Here is a 16,987-nt window from a genome sequence, read left to right as displayed (position 1 = left end):
ACTGGACGCTATTTGGGGTCGCGCGGGGAGGGTGCCCAACGCGCCGCTACTGTCCCCGAAGGGATGGATCCGCCGTACGGGGGACGGTGCGAATGGCCCTGAATGGCGGTCTCCGGGGACCATCTGACGCCCCCTGACCTCGAACGCTCGGGGCTGGAGTTAGCGTGGCCGGATGCCGTACTTCGACAGCGCGTCCGCCGCTCCCCTGCACCCCGTGGCCCGCCAGGCGTTGCAGGCCTCCCTGGACGAGGGCTGGGCCGATCCGGCCCGGCTGTACCGGGAGGGCAGGCGGGCGCGGCTGCTGCTGGACGCGGCGCGGGAGGCGGCCGCGGAGGCGGTGGGATGCCGCGCCGACGAGCTCGTGTTCACTCCTTCGGGGACGCACGCGGTTCACACGGGGGTCGCCGGTGTCCTGGCCGGCCGCCGGCGCGTCGGCGATCATCTGGTCGTATCAGCGGTCGAACACAGTTCTGTACTTCATTCGGCGGCGGCGCACGAGGCGCGCGGCGGAAGCGTTTCAGAGGTCCCGGTGGACCGGTCGGGTGCGGTGTCCGCCGCCGGGTACGCGGCCGCGCTGGTCCCGGCGACCGCCCTGGCCTGCCTGCAGTCGGCCAACCACGAGGTGGGCACGGTCCAGCCGGTGGCCGAGGTCGCCGAGGTCTGCGGGGCGGCCGGGGTACCGCTGCTGGTGGACGCGGCGCAGTCGCTGGCCTGGGGTCCCGTGGAGGGCGCCTGGTCCGTCCTGGCGGCGAGCGCGCACAAATGGGGCGGCCCGCCCGGGGTGGGCCTGCTGGCGGTCCGCAAGGGGGTGCGTTTCTCGCCCCAAGGCGCCGCGGACGAAAGGGAGTCGGGGCGCTCCCCCGGCTTCGCGAACCTTCCCGCGATCGTGGCGGCGGCGGCCTCGCTGCGGGCCGTACGGGCGGAGGCGGACGCGGAGGCGGCCCGGCTGCGCGTCCTGGTGGACCGGATCCGGCGCAGGGTGGTGCGGCTGGTCCCGGACGTGGAGGTGGTCGGCGACGCGGACCGGCGGCTGCCGCACCTGGTCACCTTCTCCTGTCTGTACGTCGACGGGGAGGCGCTGCTGCACGAGCTGGACCGGGCGGGCTTCTCGGTCTCCTCGGGCTCCTCCTGCACGAGCTCCACGCTGACCCCCAGTCATGTGCTGCGGGCGATGGGCGTGCTGTCGGAGGGGAACGTACGGGTCTCCCTGCCGCCGGGCACCCCGGCGGAGGAGGTCAACGCGTTCCTGGAGGTGCTGCCGGGTGTGGTGGCGGGCGTACGGGAGCGGCTCGGCGTGACGGAGCCGGCCGTGACGGCCCCGGAGGCGGAATCCCTGGAGCTCGACGCGCTCGGCCTGCGGTGCCCCCAGCCGGTGATCGAGCTGGCCCGGGCCATCACCCGGGTCCCGGTGGGCGGCACGGTGACGGTCCTGTCGGACGACGAGGTGGCCCGGCTGGACATCCCGGCGTGGTGCGCCATGCGGGGCCACGACTACCTGGGCGAATCCCCCCGCCCCGCCGGCACGGCCTACACGGTCCGCCGCCTGTCGTAGCCCGCCGTCGTCCGAGGCGCGGGCCCGGCCGCAGCCCGGGAAACGGAGAAAGGGCGGGGCGGGGAGGGCTCCGCGCAGCGGCGGCACGGGCTCACCCCCACCCGCGGCCGGAACGGCCCGGGGCGGCATGCCCCGGGACATTGCTCCGGTCGGCGTCACGCCAGGTGGGCTCGGACCTCGGCCGCCGCGTCCTCGCCGTAGGCCTTGGTGAAGCGCTCCATGAAGTGGGCACGGGCCAGGGTGTACTCCTGGGTGCCCAGCGTCTCGATGACGAGGGTGGCGAGCATGCAGCCGACCTGCGCCGCGCGCTCCAGGCCGACGCCCCAGCCCAGGCCGGTCAGGAACCCGGCGCGGAAGGCGTCGCCTACGCCGGTCGGGTCGACCTTCGCGTTCTCCTCCGGGCAGCCGACGACGATCGTTTCCTCGCCGACCCGCTCGATCTTGACGCCGTTGGAGCCCAGCGTGGTCACGCGGGTGCCGACCTTGGAGAGGATCTCCTCGTCCGTCCAGCCGGACTTCGACTCGATGAGGCCCTTCTCGTACTCGTTCGAGAAGAGGTAGGTCGCGCCCTCCATCAGGGTGCGGATGTTGTCGCCGTCCATGCGGGCGATCTGCTGCGAGAAGTCGGCGGCGAAGGGGATCTGCCGCGTCCGGCACTCCTCCGTGTGGCGCAGCATCGCCTCGGGGTCGTCCGCGCCGATGAGGACGAGGTCGAGCCCGCCCACGCGGTCTGCCACGGACTTCAGCTCGATCAGGCGGGCCTCGCTCATCGCGCCCGTGTAGAAGGAGCCGATCTGGTTGTGGTCGGAGTCCGTGGTGCACACGAAGCGCGCGGTGTGCAGCACCTCTGAGATGCGGACGGAGTCGGTGTCGACGCCGTGGCGCTCCAGCCAGGCGCGGTACTCGTCGAAGTCCGAGCCGGCGGCGCCGACCAGGATCGGGCGGCTGCCGAGCTGACCCATGCCGAAACAGATGTTCGGGCCGACACCGCCCCGCCGGACGTCGAGGTTGTCGACGAGGAAGGAGAGGGAGACCGTGTGCAGCTGGTCGGCGACCAGCTGGTCGGCGAAACGGCCGGGGAAGGTCATGAGGTGGTCGGTGGCGATGGAGCCGGTGACTGCGATGCGCACGGCGTGGACGCTCCTGCTGAGGACGGCGAGGGACAGTCAAAACTACCCGGTAAGTGACCCCTGGCCGAACCCCAGAAACTACCCCTTAGTAGGTCTTTCTTCGCGGGAGCTCCGGTGCCTACGGTGCCTCCATGACCTATACCGACGGTTACGGCTCCTGCGAGTACACCGCTGACAGGCGCGCAGCGGAAGGCCCGGGACGGCCCGGCTTCGCCCGTCTGCTCGGGGACTGCGCCCGGATGGCCCCGCACTGGGGCGTCGAGGAGGGTCCCGCGCCGGTCCGGGTGGCGCCCACGCAGATCCACGGGGTCCGGGTGCCGGCCGCGTCGGCCCGGCTGATCGCCTCCACCGCCGCGTACGGGGACCAGTAGGGGACCTTGGGAGACCGGAGGGGAACCGGTTGCGCCCCTGCTCCGTCACACCCGCATCAGACACTGCGGGACCAGTGAAGGAGCGATGCGGTGACCAGCGAAGAACCCGGTACGACAAGCGGCACACGACGGCGGCCCGCCTGGGTCGTCGGCTCGATCGCGGCCGCCGTCCTGCTCGTGGGCGGCGGTACCGCCTACTGGGCGTCCGCGGCCCAGGGTGACGGCGGTTCCGCCCGCCGTACGGGTGACAGCGCGGCCTCCGCGCCCCGTGACGCGGGAGATCCCTCGGGCCCGGGCATCGCACCCGGGGAGCCGGATCCGTCGGGCGCGGGCGTGGTCTACCGGGCCGACGTGAAACTGCCCGAGGCCCCTGCGACGGCGCCCGCCTACAGCGTGTCCGGTGAGGTCGCGCAGGCCGAGGTGGCCCGGCTCGCGGCGGCCCTGGGCATCTCGGGCGCGCCCCGGCTGGAGGGGGACGTCTGGCTGGCCGGGGAGGCCGCCGACGGTTCCGGGCCGCGCCTCACGGTGGCCCGTACGGCTCCGGGCACCTGGAACTTCAACCGCTTCCAGGCGGGCGGCGACGGCGCGGGCAACGGCGCCGCGGACGACTGCGTGCGCGGCAAGGACACCTGCGGCCCCGCCACCCTCCCGCGGGACGCCGGCGGTACGGGCGGGAGCGGCAAGCCGGTCTCCGAGGAGGCGGCCAAGGCCGCCGCGGGCCCGGTGCTGGCCGCCCTGGGGCAGGGCGGCGCGAAGCTGGACGCCCGGCTCACCCAGGGAGCGGTGCGGGTGGTGAGCGCGGACCCGGTGGTCGGCGGGCTGCCCACGCAGGGCTGGTCCACCAAGGTGAGCGTGGGCGCGGACGGCTCGGTGGTCGGCGGCGACGGCGAGCTGAAGGCGCCGGTACGGGCGGCCGACCAGCCGGTGGTCGGAGCCGTGGAGGCGCTGGCCCGGCTGAACGCGAGGTCGGGCGGCGGGGGCGGCAATCCGGAGCCCAGCGGCTGCGCGAGCGCGGCGCCGCTGGCGGCGGACCCCGCGGGGGGTGCCACGGACACGGTGCCGTGCAATCCGGAGCCGCGGCCGATGAAGCCGCCGCGCACGGAGACGGTCAAGGGCGCGGTGCTCGGACTGGCTCCGGGGACGGTCGAGGGCTCTCGCGGCCTGGTGCCGGCCTGGCTGTTCGAGGTGGCGGGCCGGGACGGCGCGCCCGGCCACACGGTGGCCGAGCCGGCGTCCGCGCAGCAGAGCACGCCGGGGCCGAAGGACGGCCGTACGGTGCCAGGGTTCTCGTACAAGGAGGACGACAGGAAGTTGACGGTGAACTTCTGGGGCAGCGTCTGCAGCACCTACGCCGTGGAGGCGCGGGAGCAGGCGGAGTCGGTGCTGGTGAAGATCACGGATACGCCGAACAAGCCGGGTCAGGCCTGCATCATGCTGGCGGAGGAGAGGTCCCTGTCGGTGACCTTGAAGGAGCCGCTCGGCGACCGGAAGGTGCTGGACGCCACGACGGGCAAGCCGCTGCCCCGGCAGTAGCGGACACGCCCTGGCAGGAGCGGAATACGCCCCTGGACACGCTGGACACGGGCGAGGGCCCGTCCCCGGTCGGATGCGACCGGGGACGGGCCCTCGCCCGTGCGGGGGGCGGTTCAGGCTTAGCTGAACGAGTCGCCGCAGGCGCAGGAGCCCGTGGCGTTCGGGTTGTCGATCGTGAAGCCCTGCTTCTCGATGGTGTCGACGAAGTCGATGGAGGCGCCGCCCAGGTACGGGGCGCTCATGCGGTCCGTGACGACCTTCACACCGTCGAAGTCCTTCACGACGTCCCCGTCGAGGGAGCGCTCGTCGAAGAAGAGCTGGTAGCGCAGGCCGGAGCAGCCGCCGGGCTGGACGGCGACGCGGAGCGCCAGGTCATCGCGGCCTTCCTGCTCCAGCAGGGTCCTGACCTTCTCGGCGGCGGCGTCGGACAGGAGGATGCCGTCGCTCACAGTGGTCTTGTCGTCCTGTACGGACATCTGCATTCACTCCCGAAGTGGGCGGCTCCCCGCCGGGGGGCGGGGAAACGTCGGACTCTTGCCGTCGGTGGCAACGAGCGGGACCGCGGATTCATTCCGGGACCCGACGCTTGTTTCAGATATTCATGCTCGCACACCGCGCGCGGGCCCGGGCCCGGCGAATCGAGGGCTGATGCGTCACATTGACACTATCGGCATCGTCAAAGTGACGTGAAGCAGTTATGATAGATAGCGTCAAGTAGACGAGAAGTGTCGAAGCGATGATTCTGAAATCCCTCGTCGCAGAACAGAAAGGGTGCGTGTCGTGACCACCGCCCAGCCGTTGGACGTCCAGCCGACGCCCCTTGCCCTGCTCCTGCTCGGCCGTGAGGCCGACCCCAGGAGCGAGCGCGGGGTGGAGTGCCCCGGCGACCTGCCCTCGCCGTCGGACCCGGACCTCGTGGAGCGCGCCCGCGCGGCCAAGGAGAAGCTCGGGGACAAGGTCTTCATCCTCGGCCACCACTACCAGCGTGACGAGGTCATCGAGTTCGCCGACGTCACCGGTGACTCCTTCAAGCTGGCCAAGGACGCGGCCGCCAAGCCGGAGGCCGAGTACATCGTCTTCTGCGGCGTCCACTTCATGGCCGAGTCCGCGGACATCCTGACCTCGGACGACCAGAAGGTGGTCCTGCCGGACCTGGCCGCCGGCTGCTCGATGGCCGACATGGCCACCGCCGAGCAGGTCGCGGAGTGCTGGGACGTGCTGACCGAGGCGGGCGTCGCCGGCTCGACGGTCCCCGTCTCGTACATGAACTCCTCCGCCGACATCAAGGCCTTCACGGGCAAGCACGGCGGCACGATCTGCACCTCGTCCAACGCGAAGAAGGCCCTGGAGTGGGCGTTCGAGCAGGGCGAGAAAGTGCTCTTCCTCCCGGACCAGCACCTGGGCCGCAACACGGCCGTCCGCGACATGGGCATGTCCCTGGACGACTGCGTGCTCTACAACCCGCACAAGCCGAACGGCGGCCTGACCGCAGAGCAGCTGCGCAACGCCAAGATGATCCTGTGGCGCGGGCACTGCTCGGTCCACGGCCGGTTCTCGGTCGACTCGGTCAACGACGTCCGCGCCCGCATCCCCGGCGTGAACGTCCTGGTCCACCCCGAGTGCAAGCACGAGGTCGTGGCGGCCGCGGACTACGTCGGCTCGACGGAGTACATCATCAAGGCGCTGGAGGCGGCCCCGGCCGGCTCCAAGTGGGCCATCGGCACCGAGCTGAACCTGGTCCGCCGCCTGGCGAACCGATTCGCCGCAGAGGACAAGGAAGTCGTCTTCCTCGACAAGACGGTCTGCTTCTGCTCGACGATGAACCGCATCGACCTCCCGCACCTGGTGTGGACGCTGGAGTCCCTGGCCGAGGGCACCCTCGTCAACCAGATCCAGGTCGACAAGGAGACGGAGAGCTTCGCCAAGCTCGCGCTGGAGCGCATGCTCGCCCTCCCGTAGCCGCAGGCCGCGTCCGCGGCTCCCGTGCCACGGCGGCTCCCGTGCCACGCGCCGAAGGGGCGCCCCCGACCGGGGGCGCCCCTTCGTGTTCCCGCCGCCGGACGGCGCGGGCCCCGTGGAGCCCGCGCCACCGGTCAGACCTTGGCGGGCTCGCCGTCGTCCTCGGTCGCGGGCGGAGCGGCCGGAACCGCCGTCAGGCGGGCCTCGCGCTTCGCGGAGCGCTTGGCGCGGCGGCGTTCCTTGCGGAGCTCCACCATCGTGTAGAGGGTCGGCACCAGGAGCAGCGTCAGCAGGGTCGAGCTGACCAGGCCGCCGATCACCACGACCGCGAGCGGCTGCGAGATGAAGCCGCCCTCGCCGGTGACGCCCAGCGCCATCGGCAGCAGCGCGAAGATCGTCGCCAGGGCCGTCATGAGGATCGGCCGCAGGCGGTGCCGGCCGCCCTCGACGACCGCCTCGACGACGCCGAGGCCCTGGGCGCGGTACTGGTTGACCAGGTCGATCAGGACGATCGCGTTGGTCACGACGATGCCGATGAGCATCAGCATGCCGATCATCGCCGGGACGCCCATCGGGGTGCCGGTGACGAGGAGCAGGCCGAGGGCGCCGGTCGCCGCGAACGGGATGGAGACCAGCAGGATCAGCGGCTGGACCAGCGAACGGAAGGTCGCGACCAGCAGCATGAACACGATCGCGATGGCCGCGAGCATGGCGAGGCCGAGCGAGCCGAACGCCTCGTCCTGGTCCTCGGAGACACCGCCGATGGAGGCGGTGGCGCCCTCGGGCAGGTCCAGGGCCTTGAGCTTCGTCTGGAGCTCGGCGCTGACCGCGCCCGTGTTGTCGCCCTGCGGGCGCGCGGTGATGGTCGCGGCGCGGGCGCCGTCGATCCGGGTCATCGCGACCGGGCCGGGGACCTCCTTGACCTCGGCGATGTCGCCGAGCTTGACCGGGCCGACCGGGAGCGCCTGCAGTTCGGCCAGGGTGGTGGCCGGCTGCGCGGACTTGATGACGATGTCCCGCTCGGTGTCGTCCAGTACGGCCTTGCCCGCCGGGTTGCCCCGTACGGCCTGGGCGACGACTGCGCCGAGCGCGGCCTGGTTCAGGCCCGCCTCCGCCGCCTTGGGAGTGGCGGTCACCGAGATCCGGGGCACGGACTGGGACAGGTCGCTCTGCACGTCGGTGACGTTGTCGAGCTCGGCCACCTCGGCACGGACCTGCTCGGCGGCCTTGGCGAGGACCTCGCCGTCGCCGGCCTTGACGACCACGCTGAGGTTCTGGCTGCCGAAGGCGTCGCCCGCGGCGATGCGCGTCTCGCCGATGCCGTCGAGGGCGGCCAGCTGGTCCTCGATCCGCTTCTTCACGGCCTCGCCGTCGCCGGCGTCCTCGAGGGTGACCTGATAGGAGGCCTGGTTGGAGCCGGTGCCGCCGCCGAAGGCCGCGAGGAAGCCGGAGGAGCCGACGGTCACCTGGTAGCTCTTGACGCCGTCGACCGAGCCCAGCACCTTCTCGATCTTGCGGCTCGCCTCGTCCGCGGCGGCCAGCGAGGTGCCCGGGGCGAGTTCCTGCTTGACGGTCAGGAGGTCCTGCTCGCCCTGGTCGAAGAAGTTGGTCTTCAGCATGGGGGTCATGCCGAAGGTGCCGAGGAGGACGACCACCGCGATGGCCACACTGGTCAGGCGGCGCCGGGTGGCGAAGCCCAGGACGCGGACGTAGAACCGCTGGAGGCGGCTGCGCGCCTCCTTCTCCTCGGCCTCGCGCCGGACCTTCGCGGCGCTCTCGGCGTCGCCGGCGGTGATGCCCTCGGGTGCGCTGAGGAACCAGTACGACAGGACCGGAACGACCGTCAGGGAGACGAGCAGCGAGGCCAGCAGGGCCGCGGTGACGGTGAGCGAGAAGGACCCGAAGAGCTCGCCGATCATGCCGCCGGTCAGGCCGATGGGCAGGAACACGGCCACGGTGGTGAGCGTGGAGGAGGTGACTGCGCCGGCCACCTCCTTGACCGCGGTGACGATCGCGGCCTCGCGCTCCTCGCCGTAGCCGAGGTGGCGCTTGATGTTCTCCAGGACCACGATCGAGTCGTCGACGACCCGGCCGATGGCGATGGTCAGCGCGCCCAGGGTCAGCATGTTGAGCGACAGGTCGCGGGTCCACAGCACGATGAGCGCGAGGACCACGGACAGCGGGATGGAGACCGCGGTGACCAGCGTCGAGCGCAGCGAGGCCAGGAAGACCAGGATCACGATCACCGCGAAGAGCAGGCCGAGCATGCCCTCGGTGGTGAGGCTGGAGATGGACTTGGCCACCGCCGGGCCCTGGTCGCTGACTACGGTCAGGTCGGCGCCGGCGCCGAGCGTGGAGCGCAGCTCGGGCAGCTTGTCCTTGACGGCGTCGGAGATGGCGACGGCGCTGCCGTCCTTGTCCATGGTGAGGACGAGGGCGAGGCTGGGCTTGCCGTTGGTGCGGGTGATGGAGACGGCCTTGGCCGGCTCCTGCTTGACGGCGGCGACGTCGCCGAGGCGGACCGCGGGCTTGCCGGGGCCGGGGCTCAGCCGCAGGTCCTCGACCTGGGCGAGGGAGGTGAAGCCGTTGCCCACGCGGACGGTGCGGTTCTTGCCCGCCTCGTCGAATGAGCCGGCGGGGACGGCGGCGCCGCCCGCCTGGAGGCCCTGCGCGAGGGCCGCGCCGTCGAGGCCGGCGGCGGCGAGCCCGGCGTCGTCGGGGGTGACGGTGACCTGGAGGTCCTGGACGCCGTCGACGCTGACCTGGCCGACGCCCTCGATGTCCGACAGGACGGGCACGACGGACTTCTCCAGTTGGTCGGCGAGCGCCTGCTGGTCCTTGTCGGAGGTGACGGCCAGGATGACCGTCGGGATGTCGTCGGTGGAGCCGGCCACCACCTGCGGGTCCACGTCGGCGGGCAGCCGGACGCGGGCCCGGTTGACGGCCTGCTGGACGTCGGCGACGAGCTGCTTGGTGCCGCTGTCGCCGTAGTCGAAGGTGGCCATGATGAGGGCGTTGCCCTCGCTGGCGGTGGAGGTGATGCCGGTGATGCCGTCGACGCCCTTGAGCATGGCCTCGATGGGTTCGACGACCTGCTTCTCCACCACGTCGGGCGAGGCGCCCTGGTACGGCGCGAGCACGGACACCATCGGGAGTTCGATGGAGGGCAGCAGCTGCTGCTTGAGCTGCGGGACGGCTATGGCGCCGAAGAGGAGCGCGACGATCGACACGAGGCCGACCAACGCCCTTTGGGCAAGGCTGAAGCGGGACAGCCAGGACATGGGTATGGGATCTCTCTGCAGTGACGAACGCGAGGGCACTCCCACCCTGTCCCACCGGGCGGGGGCGTTTCGTCGCTCGCAGGTGCCGTCCTTATGTACGGCATACCGCGTCTGTAGTACGCCGCACTACTCCGCTCCTACTCCACGCGGGGCCGGACGAGTCCCGATTCGTAGGCGATGACCACCAATTGCGCCCTGTCGCGGGCGCCGAGCTTGGCCATGGCCCGGTTCACGTGCGTCTTGACGGTGAGGGGGCTGACCTCCAGCCGGGCTGCGATGCCGTCGTTGGACAGCCCCGCGGCGACGTGTACGAGGACCTCGCGCTCCCGGACGGTCAGCGCGGCGAGCCGCTCCGCGTGGATCCCGGCCGAGGCGCCGGCGGCGGCCGGGTCGGAGCCGCCGCCCTGGGCGAGGAAGGTGGCGATGAGCCCTTTGGTGGCGGCCGGGGAGAGCAACGCCTCACCGGCCGCGGCGACGCGGATGGCGTTGAGCAGTTCCTCGGGCTCGGCGCCCTTGCCGAGGAAGCCGGAGGCGCCCGCCCGCAGGGCCGAGACCACGTACTCGTCGACCTCGAAGGTGGTCAGCATCACCACGCGCACGGCGGCGAGTTCCGGGTCGGCGCTGATCATCCGGGTGGCGGCGAGCCCGTCGGTGCCGGGCATCCGGATGTCCATCAGCACGACGTCGGGCCGCTCCTGCCGGGCGACGGCGAAGGCCTGCGCCCCGTCGGAGGCCTCCCCGACGACCTCCATGTCGGGCTCGGAGTCGACGAGCACCCGGAAGGCGCTGCGCAGCAGGGCCTGGTCGTCGGCGAGCAGCACCTTGATGGGCGCGCCCGGCTCACCGGGCGTTGCGGAGGGCAGGTCCGTCGGAGTGTGGTCCACGGGGCGAGGGTACGCGGGCCCGAGGGCGGTCCCGTCGGGCAGGACAGGTCTCAGCCGAGGGCGAGGACGAGGAGGGCGGTGGTCGCCGACACCTCGGCCAGGGCGCCGAACACGTCGCCGGTGACCCCGTCGAAGCGGCGTACGCAGCGGCGGAGGAGCAGTTCCGCGGCGAGCAGGGCCACGAGGACCGCCGCCGCGGACCGGACCGCGGCGGGCGGGCCCGCCGGGAGGGCGGCGGCCGCGGCCGCGGCGGTGACGAGGACGGCGACGGCGGCGGCCGCGGCGCGCGGGACGGCCCCGGCGACCGCGGCGCCGAGCCCCTCGGGGCGGGCGGGCGGGACGCCTTCGCGGGAGGCCAGGGTCATGGCGAGGCGGGCCGTGACGGCGGCGGTGACGGCTGCGAGGGCGCCGCGGATCCAGCTGTCGGCGTAGACCTCGCCGAGGGCGGCCGTCTGCACGAGCATGACGATCACCAGGGCGATCACGCCGAAGGGTCCGATGTCGGACTTCTTCATGATGCGCAGCGCCTCGTCGGCCGGTTTGGCGCTGCCCAGCCCGTCGGCGGTGTCGGCCAGTCCGTCGAGGTGGAGCCCGCGGGTCAGGGCGGCCGGTACGGCGACGGTGACGGCCGCCGCGAGCAGGGGTTCGGCGCCGAGCAGCAGAAGCAGCACTCCGGGGACGGCCGCGAGCACGCCGACGGCCAGTCCGGCGAGCGGGGCGCAGGCCATTCCGGTGCGGGCCGCGGGTCGGTCCCAGCGGGTGATGCGGGCGGGCAGCACGGTGAGGGTGCCGAAGGCGAAGCGCACGCCGTCGGGGAACGAGGCGCGTTCCGCGGGCGGCGTGGGGGGCGGATCGTCGAACGAATCTGTCATCGGCGCGAACGCTACCGGTTCGGAGCGGGCGGTAAATTACCCATTACGTTCCAAATAGGGAGTCAGTGGGATGGGTCACTGGTGGTATCGGAACATCCTCGAGCCGGGGAAGCTGCCCATGCTGCTCGCCCTGGTCTCCTTCGTGACGTCGTTCCTGGTCACCCGTGTGATCACCCGCACGATCCGGGCCGGTCGCGGCCCCTTCAAGAACGTCACGCCGGGCGGCCTGCACATCCACCACGTGGTGCCGGGCGTGATCCTCGTGATCGTCGGCGGATTCGGTGCGATCGGCAGCGCCGGGCACAGCTTCGGCGCCGCCCTCTCGGCCGTGATCTTCGGGCTGGGCGCGGGCCTGGTCCTGGACGAGTTCGCGCTGATCCTGCACCTCGACGACGTCTACTGGAGCGAGCAGGGCCGCAAGAGCGTGGAGATCGTGGTCGTGACGGCCGCGGTGGTGGCCCTGGTCCTGGGCGGGTTCGTGCCGTTCGGGGTGAACGACCTGTCGCCCGAGGAGCGCCAGAGCCGCGGGCTGGTCGTGATGAACGCGGCCGGCAACTTCTGTCTGGCCCTGATCGCCCTGTGGAAGGGCAAGGCCCGCACCGCGCTCTTCGGTGTCGTCATCCCGTTCGTGGCGCTGGTCGGCGCGGTCCGGCTGGCCCGGCCCGGCTCCCCGTACGCGAAGCGGTTCTACGTGAACCGGCCGCGGGCCCGGGCCAGGGCCGGGCTGCGGGCGTTCCACCACGACCGGCGCTGGACGCGGCGGCGGCGCAGGTTCGAGGAGTTCATCGGCGGCGCCCCGGACCCGCGGCCGGTGTCTTTGGAGAAGCCGCCGGTACCGCTGGAGGAACCGCCCGAGCAGCGGGACTGAGACACCGGCCACGGAGCCACGGGCCACGGCTTCCGGACACGCGACGGCGGGCCCTCCCCCTGCCCGGGGAAGGGCCCGCCGTCGTGTCGGTGCGTCCCGTTCGTGCTCGGCCCGGGATCAGGCCGTCCTCAGCCCGGGATCAGGCCGTCGTCACTGAGCATCTCCCTGACCTCGTCGAGGCTCGCGTCGGGCGCCGGCAAGATCAGCTCGGACGGCTCCAGCGCGTCGTCCGGGAGCGGCGCGCCCAGCCGTCGTACGGCGTCGAGGAGAGCGCCCAGCGTGCGCCGGAAGCCTGCCTCGTCACCGGACTCCATCTCTGCGAGCAGCTCGTCGTCGAGCTTGTTCAGCTCGGGGAAGTGGCTGTCGGCCACTTCCAGCTGGCCTTCCCCCATGATGCGGACGATCATGACGGGCCCCGTCCTACTGCTTGTCGAAGCGGTGCTGGCTCTGCGGCTGCTGGGCGTTGCCCTGGGCGCCGCCCTCGATGGCCTGCTGCTGCGCGGACGAGCCGCCGGCCAGCTCCGCCTTCATCCGCTGCAGCTCCAGCTCGACGTCCGTACCGCCCGACAGGCGGTCCAGCTCGGCCTGGATGTCGTCCTTGGAGCCGAGGCCGCTCTGGTCGTCGAGCGCGCCGGAGGCCAGGAGCTCGTCGATCGCGCCGGCACGGGCCTGCAACTGGGCGGTCTTGTCCTCGGCCCGCTGGATGGCCACGCCGACGTCGCTCATCTCCTCGGAGATGCCGGAGAAGGACTCCGCGATCCGGGTCTGGGCCTGGGCGGCGGTGTAGGTGGCCTTGATGGTCTCCTTCTTCGTGCGGAAGGCGTCCACCTTCGCCTGGAGCCGCTGGGCGGCCAGCGTCAGCTTCTCCTCCTCGCCCTGGAGGGTCTGGTGCTGCACCTCCAGGTCGCTCACCTGCTGCTGGAGCGAGGCGCGCCGGGACAGGGCCTCGCGGGCCAGGTCCTCACGGCCCAGGGCGAGGGCCTTGCGGCCCTGGTCCTCCAGCTTGGCGGACTGGCCCTGCAGCTGGTTCAGCTGCAGTTCGAGGCGCTTGCGGGAGGTCGCCACGTCGGCGACCCCGCGGCGCACCTTCTGCAGCAGTTCGAGCTGCTTCTGGTACGAGTAGTCGAGGGTTTCGCGCGGGTCCTCGGCCCGGTCAAGGGCCTTGTTCGCCTTCGCGCGGAAGATCATCCCCATACGCTTCATGACACCGCTCATGGGCTTCGCGCGCCCCCTTCTAGACGGACTGTGCTCCAGGTCACCGACAGAACCCACAGTACGGGCCCTGTCTCCATTACCGCACTGTTCGAGGACGGATGCGCTCCTCCTCCAGGACGACTACGCCTCCCCCGTATCAGGCGTGAGGAGTAGGTGGGTCCCCGACCGTGCGGCGGGGCGGCCGCCGCACGGACCGTGCACAGGGAAGGACGCCCGCCGTTGCCGGATCGTTCCCCGCCGGGGTGGGGCCCGTCCCCGCGACCACGTAGGCTTGGGTTTTGTGTTTGGTAGCCGCTCCTCCAAGGAAGAGAAGGCCGCCGCCACCGACAAGGTGAGCGCCGACCTCTCGCAGCCCCGTGACCCGCAGGCCCCCAAGGGCCGCCCTACGCCGAAGCGCGCCGTGGCTCAGTCGCAGCGCAAGTCCGTCGTGGCCTCGACCGGCAACCGCAAGGAGGACGCGAAGCGAGCCCGTGAGCGTCGCCGTGTGGAGATGGCCAAGCAGCGCGAGGCGCTGGCCAACGGCGACGAGCGCTACCTGCCGGCCCGGGACAAGGGTCCCGTCCGCAGGTACGTCCGCGACTTCGTGGACTCCCGCTTCTCGGTCGCCGAGATGTTCCTCCCGCTGGCCGTGGTCATCCTCGTGCTCAGCATGGTGCGGCAGCCGGCGATCCAGAACATCGCGCTGCTGCTGTGGCTCGGTGTGATCGCGCTGATCATCCTCGACTCCGTCGGCCTGGTGTTCCGCCTGCGCAAGGCCCTCAACCAGCGCTTCCCGAACGAGCCGCGCCGCGGCGCCGTCGCGTACGGCCTGATGCGCACCCTGCAGATGCGCCGGCTGCGCCTGCCGAAGCCGCAGGTCAAGCGCGGGGAACGGCCCTGAGCGGAGGGACGCCCGGCGCGTCGGGGGAAGGCTTCGCCGAGGGGGCAAGGCTCTGGCTGGAGGGCCTGGGCGGACTGCGCAACGCGGTCCGTCAGGAGCTCGTGGGCCGGCAGGTCGACGAGCAGATCGCGCAGCGCTTCCCCGTGGGGCAGCGGCTGCGCGTTCTCGACGTCGGCATGGGCCAGGGAACCCAGGCACTGCGCCTCGCCCGTGCCGGGCACATGGTGACGGGCCTGGAGCAGGACCCGGGCATGCTGGCCGTTGCCCGTGAGGCGCTCTCCGCGGAGCCCGCGGGGATCCGCGACCGGGTCGAGCTGCTGGAGGGGGACGGGCGCGAGACCGGCGCCCACTTCCTTCCGGGCAGCTTCGACGTGGTGCTGTGCCACGGGGTGCTGATGTACGTGCCCGAGCCGGACGCCATGCTCGCCGGGCTGGCCCGGATGCTGGCCCCCGGCGGCCTGCTGTCCCTGCTGGTGCGCAACGGCGACGCGCTCGCCATGCGGCCCGGACTGGACGGCGACTGGAAGGGCGCGCTGGCCGCCTTCGACAGCACCGACTACACGAACCGGCTGGGCCTGGACGTACGCGCCGACCGGCTGGCCGGGCTGACCGCGACGCTGTCGGGGATCGGTGCGCCGCTGCAGTCCTGGTACGGCGTACGCGTCTTCACCGACGGCACCGAGGCGGGCGGGACCCTGCCGCCCGACGAGGAGCTGGAGCGGCTGCTGGCCGCCGAGGACCGCGCGGGCCGCACCGACCCCTACCGGGGTGTCGCCGCACTGCTGCACCTCTGCGGAGTGCGGGGCTGAGCACCCTGCACCGGACGGCCCCCTCGGACCATGACCGAGGGGGCCGTCCGGGCTGTGCCGCGCCCCGGCGGGGTCAGGCCTCCAGCGCGGAGCGCAGGCTCATCGTGTAGAGCTCGGTGCCGCTGTCGTCGGACAGCTTCACCTGTTCGGTACCGCCTTCCAGCAGGTCCTTCCAGTACTCGCCGATCCACGACTCCGCGTCGCCCTGCGTGGTGAACTCCTCGGGTACCACCGACGGGCTCGTCTCCGCGCCGTCGGCCGTCTCGAACCGCCACGTCCACGCCATGTCCGCCTCCGTTGCTCGTCCGCTGCTCACACGCTTCTCGCCTTGAGTGTGCCCGCAGAGTAACCGGGCGCGCAGCAGTCTCCACGACGCGGGAGGATCATCCTGTGGAACTCACTCTGCTCGGCACCGGCACCCCCGAGGGGCTGCCCCGCCCCGGCTGCCCCTGTGCGGCCTGCGCCGTCTCCGTCGGCCCGCGCTCCCGCGCGGCCACGGCGGTCCTCGTCGACGGGGCACTGCTGCTCGACCTGACCCCCGGTGCGGTGCTGGCCGGCGCCCGGGCCGGGCGTTCGCTGACCGGTGTGCGGCAGGTCCTGCTGACCCACCCGCACGACGGGCCGGCGGTGGAGCTGCCGCCGGGGCTGCCGACCGCCGGGCGGGTGCCGGACGGGCAGGAGCTGGCGGTGATCTCCGGGCACCGGGTGCGGGCGGTACCGATGGACGCGCCGGGCACCGGGTACGAGGTGACCGGCCCGGACGGCGGCCGACTGCTGTACCTGCCGCCCGGCGGGGCGCCGGCCGGGGCCGACGGGCGGGGCGGGCAGCGCCCGTACGACGTGGTGCTCACCGACGTGCTGGGCCGGCCCGAGGCCCTGGCCCGGCTGCGGGCGGGCGGGGCCGTCGGCCCGGCCACGGACGTGATCGCCGTACACCTCGACCACGACGTGCCGCCGGGCCGTGAACTGGAGCGCCGGCTGGCGGCCTCGGGGGCGCGGGCGGTGCCGGACGGGACCACCGTGGTCGTCGGGGAGTACCACGCGGTGCCGGACCTGCCCCGCCGCACGCTGGTGCTGGGCGGGGCCCGCTCGGGCAAGTCGGTGGAGGCGGAGCGCCGGCTGGAGTCCTTCCCCGAGGTGGTCTACGTCGCCACCGGGGGCACCCGGGACGGGGACGCGGAATGGGCGCGGCGGGTCGGTCTGCACCGGGAGCGCCGGCCGGCGAGGTGGCGGACGGTGGAGACGTGCGACCTGGTGCCGCTGCTCGCCGCCGACGGGCCGCCGCTGCTGATCGACTGTCTGGCGCTCTGGCTGACCGACGCCATGGACCGGGCCGGGGCGTGGGACGACGAGGTGTGGGCCGAGCGCGGGCGGCGGCGGCTGGGTGAGCGGACGGCCGCTCTGGTGGCGGCCGTGCGCGCGACCCGCCGCCACGTGGTGCTGGTGAGCAACGAGGTCGGCTCGGGCGTCGTCCCGGCGACCGCCTCGGGCCGGCGTTTCCGTGACGAGCTGGGCCGGCTGAACGCGCGCGTGGCGGGCGAGTGCGAGCACGTCCTGGTCGTCGTCGCGGGGCAGGCGAGCGTGCTGAAGGAGTAGGCGCCGTCGCGGACTTCGCCCGGCTCCCCGCGCCCTG

Annotated in this window: 16 protein-coding genes; 8 read left to right on the top strand and 8 right to left on the bottom strand. The window is 72.6% G+C overall.

Going from position 1 to position 16,987, the window contains the following annotated elements; all coding sequences use genetic code 11:
* The first annotated feature begins 172 nt into the window (after positions 1–172).
* Positions 173–1,552, top strand: a complete 1,380-nt coding sequence (locus tag ACZ3X1_RS06980) for an aminotransferase class V-fold PLP-dependent enzyme (RefSeq protein WP_467277373.1) — start codon at positions 173–175, stop codon at positions 1,550–1,552.
* 155 nt (positions 1,553–1,707) lie between these two features.
* Here ACZ3X1_RS06980 and ACZ3X1_RS06975 read toward each other — a convergent pair whose 3' ends face one another.
* Positions 1,708–2,682, bottom strand: a complete 975-nt coding sequence (locus ACZ3X1_RS06975) for a carbohydrate kinase family protein (protein ID WP_362631226.1) — start codon at positions 2,680–2,682, stop codon at positions 1,708–1,710.
* Between the two features lie 131 nt (positions 2,683–2,813).
* Between ACZ3X1_RS06975 and ACZ3X1_RS06970 the strand changes: the two genes are divergently transcribed.
* Both ACZ3X1_RS06970 and ACZ3X1_RS06965 read left to right on the top strand, forming a co-directional pair.
* Entirely contained in the window at positions 2,814–3,053 is a 240-nt protein-coding gene (locus tag ACZ3X1_RS06970; RefSeq protein WP_467277370.1) for a hypothetical protein, read from the top strand.
* Positions 3,054–3,143: 90 nt separating this feature from the next.
* On the top strand, positions 3,144–4,586 hold the full coding sequence (locus ACZ3X1_RS06965) for a hypothetical protein (RefSeq protein WP_467277368.1): 1,443 nt from the start codon (positions 3,144–3,146) through the stop codon (positions 4,584–4,586).
* Between the two features lie 119 nt (positions 4,587–4,705).
* Here the strand turns inward: ACZ3X1_RS06965 and ACZ3X1_RS06960 are convergent, their stop codons facing one another.
* On the bottom strand, positions 4,706–5,062 hold the full coding sequence (locus ACZ3X1_RS06960) for a HesB/IscA family protein (protein WP_030029080.1): 357 nt from the start codon (positions 5,060–5,062) through the stop codon (positions 4,706–4,708).
* Between the two features lie 295 nt (positions 5,063–5,357).
* Between ACZ3X1_RS06960 and nadA the strand changes: the two genes are divergently transcribed.
* Positions 5,358–6,545 carry a quinolinate synthase NadA gene (gene nadA, locus ACZ3X1_RS06955; protein ID WP_362631230.1) on the top strand — a complete coding sequence of 396 codons (1,188 nt, stop codon included), beginning with the start codon at positions 5,358–5,360 and terminating at the stop codon, positions 6,543–6,545.
* A 134-nt stretch (positions 6,546–6,679) separates the two neighbouring features.
* Here nadA and ACZ3X1_RS06950 read toward each other — a convergent pair whose 3' ends face one another.
* The 3 genes from ACZ3X1_RS06950 to cobS all read right to left on the bottom strand — a co-directional run bounded on the left by ACZ3X1_RS06950 (position 6,680) and on the right by cobS (position 11,582).
* Positions 6,680–9,826, bottom strand: coding sequence for an efflux RND transporter permease subunit (locus tag ACZ3X1_RS06950; protein ID WP_362631232.1), 3,147 nt, complete (start codon positions 9,824–9,826; stop codon positions 6,680–6,682).
* 137 nt (positions 9,827–9,963) lie between these two features.
* Entirely contained in the window at positions 9,964–10,710 is a 747-nt protein-coding gene (locus ACZ3X1_RS06945) for a response regulator transcription factor (RefSeq protein WP_362631234.1), read from the bottom strand.
* 50 nt (positions 10,711–10,760) lie between these two features.
* Complete coding sequence (cobS, locus tag ACZ3X1_RS06940) at positions 10,761–11,582, bottom strand: adenosylcobinamide-GDP ribazoletransferase (protein ID WP_467277360.1); 822 nt, start codon at positions 11,580–11,582, stop codon at positions 10,761–10,763.
* 70 nt (positions 11,583–11,652) lie between these two features.
* On the opposite strand from cobS, the gene ACZ3X1_RS06935 reads away from it, so the two are divergent.
* Positions 11,653–12,450 carry a hypothetical protein gene (locus tag ACZ3X1_RS06935; protein ID WP_356815252.1) on the top strand — a complete coding sequence of 266 codons (798 nt, stop codon included), beginning with the start codon at positions 11,653–11,655 and terminating at the stop codon, positions 12,448–12,450.
* A 128-nt stretch (positions 12,451–12,578) separates the two neighbouring features.
* Here ACZ3X1_RS06935 and pspAA read toward each other — a convergent pair whose 3' ends face one another.
* Both pspAA and ACZ3X1_RS06925 read right to left on the bottom strand, forming a co-directional pair.
* A complete protein-coding gene (gene pspAA, locus ACZ3X1_RS06930; RefSeq protein ID WP_356815253.1) occupies positions 12,579–12,857 on the bottom strand; it encodes a PspA-associated protein PspAA in 279 nt (92 codons plus the stop codon).
* Between the two features lie 13 nt (positions 12,858–12,870).
* On the bottom strand, positions 12,871–13,665 hold the full coding sequence (locus tag ACZ3X1_RS06925; RefSeq protein WP_356815254.1) for a PspA/IM30 family protein: 795 nt from the start codon (positions 13,663–13,665) through the stop codon (positions 12,871–12,873).
* A gap of 280 nt (positions 13,666–13,945) precedes the next feature.
* On the opposite strand from ACZ3X1_RS06925, the gene ACZ3X1_RS06920 reads away from it, so the two are divergent.
* Positions 13,946–14,545: a DUF3043 domain-containing protein gene (locus ACZ3X1_RS06920; RefSeq protein ID WP_356815255.1), complete on the top strand. Its 600-nt coding sequence runs from the start codon at positions 13,946–13,948 to the stop codon at positions 14,543–14,545.
* A gap of 56 nt (positions 14,546–14,601) precedes the next feature.
* Complete coding sequence (locus ACZ3X1_RS06915; RefSeq protein WP_356815266.1) at positions 14,602–15,354, top strand: class I SAM-dependent methyltransferase; 753 nt, start codon at positions 14,602–14,604, stop codon at positions 15,352–15,354.
* A 73-nt stretch (positions 15,355–15,427) separates the two neighbouring features.
* Here the strand turns inward: ACZ3X1_RS06915 and ACZ3X1_RS06910 are convergent, their stop codons facing one another.
* Positions 15,428–15,640 (bottom strand): hypothetical protein, encoded by a 213-nt coding sequence (locus ACZ3X1_RS06910; protein WP_030654877.1) that lies wholly within the window; start codon positions 15,638–15,640, stop codon positions 15,428–15,430.
* A 104-nt stretch (positions 15,641–15,744) separates the two neighbouring features.
* Between ACZ3X1_RS06910 and ACZ3X1_RS06905 the strand changes: the two genes are divergently transcribed.
* Entirely contained in the window at positions 15,745–16,950 is a 1,206-nt protein-coding gene (locus ACZ3X1_RS06905) for a bifunctional adenosylcobinamide kinase/adenosylcobinamide-phosphate guanylyltransferase (RefSeq protein WP_356815257.1), read from the top strand.
* Positions 16,951–16,987 lie beyond the last annotated feature (37 nt).

The sequence above is a fragment of the Streptomyces sp. NPDC023541 genome (genome assembly GCF_055559995.1).
This window is presented reverse-complemented; position numbering and strand designations above follow the sequence as displayed.